Raw genomic sequence first — 7894 nt, 5'->3', positions numbered from 1 at the left:
ATACTAATACTTTAATTACATATAAAAATCACAGTATTATTTCTATAATGTCATCAGAAACCAAAAATCAACTATTAAAAATAGCAACATATTTAAAGTTTAAAACAAAATAATAAATTTAAAAATCAGTCGTAATGAATAATTTACATCGACTGATTTTTTTATACCATTTTTTACTAAAAATCAATTTTAGCATTTCTTCTTTCTCTTCCTATGTGTAACACACTATACTTATTTCATATTTTCAATATTATTTTATTTTTAAATTTTTTCATTCTTTTTAAATTATCTATTTCTACATATTGGTAAGGATAGAAAGGATTACCTTATGAAAAAATTTTATAAACTCTTATTTATACCAATCTTTTGTCTCGTCATGCTATCAAATACTACTTCCACTGTTTCTGCTGCAAATAACTGGGCTGGTTTTCAACATGTTACAATTGGATTGTCTTTCAAAAAGTGGGGGTTAGCATCTTTCTATACCACTGTCATTCCAAGCAAAAGTTCTTACTATTCTAAAATTAATATGAAATTGCAACGATATTCTGGTGGTAAATGGCATACTTTAACTAGTGGCACTAATGGAGATACTAGTATTAATATGTATAGCCGTGGCTATTATGTAACAAAAGGTTATACATACCGAGTTTACAGCACTGCCACAGTCTACAAATCTAAAGGCGGTAAAAAAATAAACAGTGATACTTTCATCTACAAAAACAAATATTAAAGTTCTAAAAAACTAATCAATTATTCACATAATCCTTACTCGTCACAAAAAAGGCAGGTTTTTCCTGCCTTTTTGACGTTCCCTCGAAATCTTTGTTTACAGCCTCAAAATTTTTTTGCCAAAAAGTTCCCTTTTTTTCTAAAACGCTAGTTTACAATATGTAAGAGAGATATGGTAAAATTTTTATTGCAACTGTTAACCATTAAGCACAAATAATAACAAGCAATCACAAAAACATAACGAAAACCCTATTTTTGTTTACATTGACGTGATTTATTAAATTGAATATAAATTTCAATTCATATCTTAATACCATCTACACTCTCTTACATGACAAAGCAGTGTGGAAACTCATCACTTTCACACTGCAAAAAACGATCGGAGTTTTCCACTTCTCCGATCGTTTTTATCGTACTCTATTTTGTTTTGGTTGTACTTCCGAATCCGCCATTTCGTACTTCTGTTACATCATCGTCAATTGTAACGCCATACTGCATAAAGATTCCCTGTACCATACCTGTTCCCTGTTCAACAGAAACTGTTTTTCCTTCATTACTGTCATTTGTTAATTTTACGAAGATATGTCCTTCATTATCTGAATAAAAATAGTCACTGTCGATAATTCCAACTGTGTTATTCATCTGCAGACGGAATTTAAATCCAAGACCGCTTCTTGGAAAAATATTTAATACCCAGTCTTCTTCGATAAAGACTCTGATTCCTGTTGGAATCTTAATTGTCTCACCTGGTTTTAATGTAAAATCAACCGGACTAAAGAAATCGTATCCTGCTGATCCTCTGGTTGCTCTCTTTGGAAGTTTGATTCCATCGTAAATTGCTTTGATCTCTTCATCTGAAGTTCCTGGAAAACTGTCTTTCCAGCTTTCTTCAAACTGCTCAAAGCTTACTTTATGAAACTGTGCAATTTTGTTCATCTGTATCTCCTGTAATCTTCATTCTTTATATTTCAACGCCACTTATTTTATCAGACTCATCTGTTTGTTTCAATAGGATGAAAGTTTTTTCAATGATTCAAACTGATATCCTTCTTTCTTCAGATTCGTGATCACTTCATCCAATGCTTCCGCATTTGACTGTGAGACGTTATGCATTAATGGGATGGCTCCATTATGTGTGTATTTCTTAAAATGTTCCACTACGTATTGCTTCCCTGGTTGCTTATTAACATCAAAGTCCACATATGCCATACTCCAAAATATCGTCTTATATCCCATTGATTTTGTTAATTTTAAAGTCTTTTCATTGTATTCCCCCATTGGAGGGCGAATGAAATGATCCATCTCATATCCTGTTGCCTCTTTACAATACTCAGCACAATCTATAATTTCCTGTTTATTATCTCTGTCTGATAATGTTGGCATACTTTTGTGATGTACCGTGTGGTTTCCAACAATATGTCCTTCCTTCTTCATCCTCCTTACAAGCTCTCTCCCCTCTCTGATAAACGGTTTCGTTACAAAAAAAGCTGCCACAATTTTTTGTTTTTTCAAAACATCCAGAATTTTCGGAGTAAATCCGTTTTCATATCCACAGTCAAATGTAAGAAAAATCTTCTTTTTCTTGCATTTTGGATTTACATAATACGCATCATATTTTGACAGATCAATATGATCAGATACTTCCGGAGTCTGGTGATTTTCATTTCTCTTTAGCCACCAGCGTTCGATTCCTTGTGCCGTCTCTCCCGATGTTTCCTGATATTTCTGCTGGTCTGTATTCAATAGCCTTAATGTACTGGAAGTTGTTTCATTTGATTGTACATTTTTCTTTTCTGCTAATCCCTGACAGGCAGTCAACAAAACCATTACCAAAAAAACAGCTGTCATACATATACTTTTCATCGTTCACGATTCCTTTTTTATATATGTATGAGTAATTTCCTGTATTTATAAATCTTTCATGAAATCTTTTAATGTTTGAATATCCTCATCTGTAAGTTGCAGCTCTTTCGCACTTGCGATCTCTCCCCAATGTTCCTTAAGTTGTCTCGCATCTTCTTTTTCTTGTTTTATTTTCTGACTTTTTTTAATTTTTTCATTTTTTTCATAATTTTGTTTTTTCAGATTTTTTTCCATGCGATTGGGAAGAATATTTTCCAAATAGTAAAGAAGATTTATCTTAATCTTTCTCTTTGTATGTTCCATATTGGTCAATCTGTCAAACAGAAACACTACTATTCCAAACATTACTCCAACGATCAGCTGTCCTCCCCAGAAATTAATATCTGAATTCATCAAAATTCCTTTTACTGCTCCAAGACAGCCTAGTCCAATACACAAGATCCCACAGATTTCTGGAATCTGTTCCAGAAAAAATGAATTTATCCCCATGATCTTATTCGCTTCAAGATATTTATCCACAATACAGCTGATATTATTCACTTTAGCATTCAATGAATAATAATTCTCTATCTTTTTCTTTAGCGTTCCGATCCAGTATCGTTTTGGCCTGTCCATTTCTTCGGACGAAGCCAATAATTTGTGATAATTGCGCCAAACAATAAGCTTTACCAATACTGCTGCAATCACAGAAACAATTAGTCCCTGCACAAAAAAAGTTTCTCTTAACATTTCCATAGCTGTCTCTCCTTTTATATTTGTTGTTTATCATTATAAAAGGATTGCTTTGAAAACTTAAGAGAAACCGTCCTACAAAGTTAGACTACATTCTGTCTAATATTCCAAGAACAAGACGAACAATGTGTTTTATTGCCGCTTTTTCAAATTCTTCGTAACTTCCTGCTGCTTCCTGATCTGCTTTATCAGAAATCGCACGTAATACGATAAATGGAATCTGATTTAAATGCGCTGCCTGTGCCATTGCTGCACCTTCCATTTCAGCACAATATCCATCAAATTCATTGATCAGATAATGTTTCTTATCATTGTCTGAAATAAACTGATCTCCACTAACAACTCTTCCTACATAACAATTAATATCTGGATTCACTTCTTCACATGTTTTCTTCGCAAGCTCGATCAGATCTTTATCGGCTTCAAAGTAAGACGTATCCATCCTAGGAATTTCTCCAACTTTATATCCAAAGACTGTCGCATCCACATCATGTTGTACCGCATCTTTTGAAATTACGATATCTCCGATTTCGATATCTTTATATAATCCACCTGCTACACCTGTATTGATCACCGCTTCTACATCAAATTTATCTGCAAGAATCTGTGTGCAAAGTGCCATATTGACCTTTCCAATTCCACTTTGTACAACTACTGCATCTTTTCCTTTTAACGTTCCAGAATAAAAATCCATACCTGCACAAGTTACTTTTTCTTTATTCTCCATAGCTTCGATCAGCTGACTGACTTCTTCTTCCATGGCTCCGATAATACCAATCATATCTGTTCTCCTTATCTTTGTAATATCATTTAATTTCAGTTTACGGGAAATCTTAAATCCTGTCAATTACGAAACCTTTCGTCCAATGCTTGAAATACGTGCTTTCTTGCTCTATAATTCATTATGTATATTTTCAGAAAGTTTTTCTAATATACAATTTTAATTTTACAGGAGGATAATTTTATTATGGTATATAAAACAAAAGGAACTTGTTCTAGTGAAATCGAATTTGAAGTAGAGAATGGAATCTTAACAGACATCCATTTTGTTGGCGGATGCCAGGGAAATACAACTGGTGTTGCTGCATTAGCAAAAGGACTTCCAATTGATGAAGTCATCGACAAATTATCTGGAATCCAGTGTGGTTTCCGTGGAACTTCATGTCCAGATCAGCTTTCTAAAGCGCTGATCGAGTACAAAGAAAATCATTAATGGGGTGAGAAAGAATCATGAAACGAATCGTATTAACCGGTGGAGGAACTGCCGGACATGTTACACCGAATATGGCACTTGTACCAAAACTGATCGATGAGGGATATAATATTTATTACATTGGATCTTACGAAGGTATGGAAAAGAAACTGATTGAAGATATCGGTATTAAATATTTCGGAATTTCTTCCGGAAAATTGCGTAGATATTTTGACATCAAAAACTTTTCTGATCCATTCCGTGTGATCAAAGGATTTTTTGAAGCGAAAAAAATCTTAAAGAAACTCCGTCCAGATGTTGTATTTTCTAAGGGTGGATTTGTTACTGTCCCTGTTGTATTTGCTGCAAAGCAACTTCATATTCCGGTTATCATTCATGAGTCTGATATGACACCAGGATTAGCTAACAAATTAAGTATTCCTAGCGCAAGCAAGGTATGCTGTAACTTCCCTGAGACAGTCAAACTTCTTCCTGAAGGTAAAGCTGTTTTAACAGGTTCCCCAATCCGTGAAGAATTATTTACAGGAAAACGTGAGGAAGGACTTCGTCTTTGTGGATTTAACGAAGATAAACCAGTACTTCTTGTTATCGGTGGAAGTCTTGGATCTGTTGCGATCAACAATGCGATCCGTAACAATATTGATGCATTACTTGAGAAATATCAGATCATTCATCTTTGCGGACGTAACAACCTTGATGAAAGCCTTGAAGGCAGAGAAGGTTACAAACAGTTTGAATATGTAAAAGCTGAATTAAAACATTATTTTGCATGTGCTAACGTTGTTGTATCCCGTGCTGGAGCCAATGCGATCTGTGAACTTCTTGCACTTCGCAAGCCTAATATTTTAATTCCTCTTGGATTAGAAGCCAGCCGTGGAGACCAGATCCTGAATGCTGAATCTTTTGAAAAGCAGGGTTACAGTTATGTACTTCAGGAGAAAGATGTTACGAGTGAGACTTTATTAAATGCTGTTAACAGCGTTTATGAAGACCGTGATAAATATGTGGAAGCAATGAATACAAGTGAGCTTGCAAATCCAATTGAAACGATTGTGAATCTTGCCAATCAGTTAGCTTCTCAAAAAAGAAAACGATAATCTTATTAATTACTTATTTAAAAAGCACGAGACTGCTACTTTCTATGGCAATCTCGTGCTTTTTATTTTCAAGAAAAACTATACGCTATTATTTATTTTTCTATTATTTAACTTTATAAGATTTTACTGTGCTGTAAGCTCCATAAAGTTTTGTTTTTCCTACAGTTTTGTATGATCTTACTCTTACATAATATTTTTTCTTAGATTTTAATTTACTGATAGTTTTCTTATATGTTTTATAAGATTTTACTGTATATGTCTTCGCACCTTTTAAGTTTTTCTTTGTTGCGATCTGAACCTGATATCCTGTTGCATTACTATCTTTTGTCCATGTGATCGTTAATTTCTTTTTAGCAGTTTTTGCTTTTACGCTCTGTTTTTTAGGTGCAACTTTGATTGTGATCTTCTTTGTAACAGTATTATAGTTGCTTCCGCTTGCTGTTACTGTGATTGTTGCGATCCCTGTTCCTTTTACAGATACTGTTCCATTAGAAGAAACTGTTGCTACTTTCTTATTACTTGAAGCATAGCTTACTTTCATCCCTGTTGTTGCTTTTGCACCAAGGTTGAAAGATTTGCTTCCAATTGCTGTATTAACTGTTGTTTTTGCTTTTGTTGTAAGCGTTCCTTTTGCTTTATTAACCTTTACAGAAACTTTTACATCCTGATATTTTGCAGATTCAAATGTTACAACATAAGTTCCTACAGCAACATTTTTATTGAAAGTAAGAACTCCATCTTTATATTCATAAGAGTCTTCACTCAGTACTTTAGATCCATTTTTTACTTTTGCAACTGTATATGCAGCATCTTCTGGAACTTTAGATGTATCAACAAATACCTTTATTCCTTTTGGATTATATGTAACATCTTTTGCTGTAATTGTTGCATCATCTGCTAATAAAGGTTTTACCATAGCTGTTACTTTCACAGTTGCATATGAACCTGATTTTGATTCTAATGTTACATAATATGCTGTATCTATGCTTGCTTCTACACTACTATTTAATGTTAACACTCCATCTTTATAGCTATACTGATCCTCTGTTAAAGATGGGACACCTTTTCCTGTTCCCTTTGTGATTTTTGTTACTTCAAAATCATTTCCTGCTGGAAGATTATTAAATGTTACCTTTGTACCATCCTTGCTTCTTTCCACATCATTTACTGTAACATCTACATAAGGTGCTACTTTCAGATTTAAATTATCAATCACAATATCTTTTCCATCACACGCTGGAACCTGTGTTACACCGCCTTTTCCAGATTCTTCATAGGCCTCTGTTTCTCTTAAGATATATGTAATCTTTTTAATTGTTTTTCCACTTAAACTCTGTGTGTGTTTATATGACATATGGTTACCATGAGGTTCGCTGAATGAAATTGCTGAAAATGCAATTTCTTTTGGCTTTAACCATAAATTATCCTCATGAAGCATTCCATATTTTGCTCCATCTGTAGTTTCAATGATCGCACCTTCCATGCTCTTCTTTGTAACATAAGAAGGTAATCCTTCAACAGAAATCTGCCAGTTTCCCCATTTTGAAGTTGATGTGATACTTGCTGTCGCATTCTCTAATTTTGTTCCTTCATCATTTGTTGCTCTAAATGTTCCATCTCCATTTAATTCTTTATAATTATCAAATGCTGTATTAGAGAATTCTGCATTTTCAAGATATTTATATACAGATAATCCCTTATTTTTATTTTCCTGATATGCATTATAATATGACTCATATAATGCTGCTGGAATTCTGATCTGAACATTTGCAATACCATTAATATTTACACCTGTTGCTGCTTCCCCTGTTTCATTATTTTGCACATTCTGTGTAAAATATGTTGCTGCAAATCCTGTAGATTTCTGTGTAGTTGCTGAAGTTACTGCATCATATTCTCCATTTTTATATGTTGCATCAACGATATCTCCTTTAGATAAATTTAATGTTGATACATCTGATACCTTATTTAACTCCCCATAATAGTAATCTGCATATTCCATATTAACTGTTGCATAATAATACCCATCAATATCTGTTAAAGTTTTTGGATCCTTTAATCCTGTTGCTTCGTCTGCTTTGACGATCGCTACATTATGAAATACTGCTGGTACATTTACAGGTCCTGCCAGCATTGCAGCTGCCATAGCTACAGATAGACCTTTTTTCCACATTGTCTTTCTCATGTGAAACCTCCTTTTAAATAAGTTAAGTAAAATAATAATGTGCTTATATTTCGGCATAAGTACTGAAATACC

General features: G+C 33.7%; 8 protein-coding genes. 3 read left to right on the top strand and 5 right to left on the bottom strand.

The window, feature by feature from the left end; genetic code table 11:
- Positions 1-328: 328 nt before the first annotated feature.
- Positions 329-733, top strand: a complete 405-nt coding sequence (locus KE503_RS09825; protein WP_022374753.1) for a hypothetical protein — start codon at positions 329-331, stop codon at positions 731-733.
- A 416-nt stretch (positions 734-1149) separates the two neighbouring features.
- On the opposite strand, the gene KE503_RS09820 is transcribed toward KE503_RS09825, so the two are convergent.
- From KE503_RS09820 to KE503_RS09805, 4 genes are all read right to left on the bottom strand, one after another.
- Positions 1150-1668 (bottom strand): dUTP diphosphatase, encoded by a 519-nt coding sequence (locus KE503_RS09820; protein WP_022374752.1) that lies wholly within the window; start codon positions 1666-1668, stop codon positions 1150-1152.
- A 69-nt stretch (positions 1669-1737) separates the two neighbouring features.
- A complete protein-coding gene (locus KE503_RS09815; RefSeq protein WP_249183032.1) occupies positions 1738-2595 on the bottom strand; it encodes a delta-lactam-biosynthetic de-N-acetylase in 858 nt (285 codons plus the stop codon).
- Between the two features lie 45 nt (positions 2596-2640).
- The gene (locus KE503_RS09810) at positions 2641-3330 is read right to left on the bottom strand and encodes a hypothetical protein (protein WP_212385111.1); all 690 of its coding nucleotides are present in this window, start codon (positions 3328-3330) and stop codon (positions 2641-2643) included.
- Between the two features lie 85 nt (positions 3331-3415).
- Positions 3416-4108 (bottom strand): 5'-methylthioadenosine/adenosylhomocysteine nucleosidase, encoded by a 693-nt coding sequence (locus tag KE503_RS09805; RefSeq protein ID WP_022374749.1) that lies wholly within the window; start codon positions 4106-4108, stop codon positions 3416-3418.
- Positions 4109-4294: 186 nt separating this feature from the next.
- Here KE503_RS09805 and KE503_RS09800 point away from each other — a divergent pair, with 186 nt between their 5' ends.
- Positions 4295-4540, top strand: coding sequence for a TIGR03905 family TSCPD domain-containing protein (locus tag KE503_RS09800; RefSeq protein ID WP_022374748.1), 246 nt, complete (start codon positions 4295-4297; stop codon positions 4538-4540).
- Between the two features lie 17 nt (positions 4541-4557).
- Positions 4558-5637, top strand: a complete 1080-nt coding sequence (locus KE503_RS09795; protein ID WP_022374747.1) for an undecaprenyldiphospho-muramoylpentapeptide beta-N-acetylglucosaminyltransferase — start codon at positions 4558-4560, stop codon at positions 5635-5637.
- A 103-nt stretch (positions 5638-5740) separates the two neighbouring features.
- Here the strand turns inward: KE503_RS09795 and KE503_RS09790 are convergent, their stop codons facing one another.
- The gene (locus tag KE503_RS09790) at positions 5741-7822 is read right to left on the bottom strand and encodes a fibronectin type III domain-containing protein (protein WP_212385110.1); all 2082 of its coding nucleotides are present in this window, start codon (positions 7820-7822) and stop codon (positions 5741-5743) included.
- Positions 7823-7894: the final 72 nt, after the last annotated feature.

Source organism: Anaerostipes sp. Marseille-Q3525 (genome assembly GCF_018223505.1).
In the GTDB taxonomy this organism is placed as follows: domain Bacteria; phylum Bacillota; class Clostridia; order Lachnospirales; family Lachnospiraceae; genus Anaerostipes; species Anaerostipes amylophilus.
This window is presented reverse-complemented; position numbering and strand designations above follow the sequence as displayed.

Coding starts and splice junctions, on each gene's coding strand:
- KE503_RS09825 (WP_022374753.1), top strand. CDS start 329: ATGAAAAAATTTTATAAACTCTTATTTATACCAATCTTTTGTCTCGTC.
- KE503_RS09820 (WP_022374752.1), bottom strand. CDS start 1,668: ATGAACAAAATTGCACAGTTTCATAAAGTAAGCTTTGAGCAGTTTGAA.
- KE503_RS09815 (WP_249183032.1), bottom strand. CDS start 2,595: ATGAAAAGTATATGTATGACAGCTGTTTTTTTGGTAATGGTTTTGTTG.
- KE503_RS09810 (WP_212385111.1), bottom strand. CDS start 3,330: ATGGAAATGTTAAGAGAAACTTTTTTTGTGCAGGGACTAATTGTTTCT.
- KE503_RS09805 (WP_022374749.1), bottom strand. CDS start 4,108: ATGATTGGTATTATCGGAGCCATGGAAGAAGAAGTCAGTCAGCTGATC.
- KE503_RS09800 (WP_022374748.1), top strand. CDS start 4,295: ATGGTATATAAAACAAAAGGAACTTGTTCTAGTGAAATCGAATTTGAA.
- KE503_RS09795 (WP_022374747.1), top strand. CDS start 4,558: ATGAAACGAATCGTATTAACCGGTGGAGGAACTGCCGGACATGTTACA.
- KE503_RS09790 (WP_212385110.1), bottom strand. CDS start 7,822: ATGAGAAAGACAATGTGGAAAAAAGGTCTATCTGTAGCTATGGCAGCT.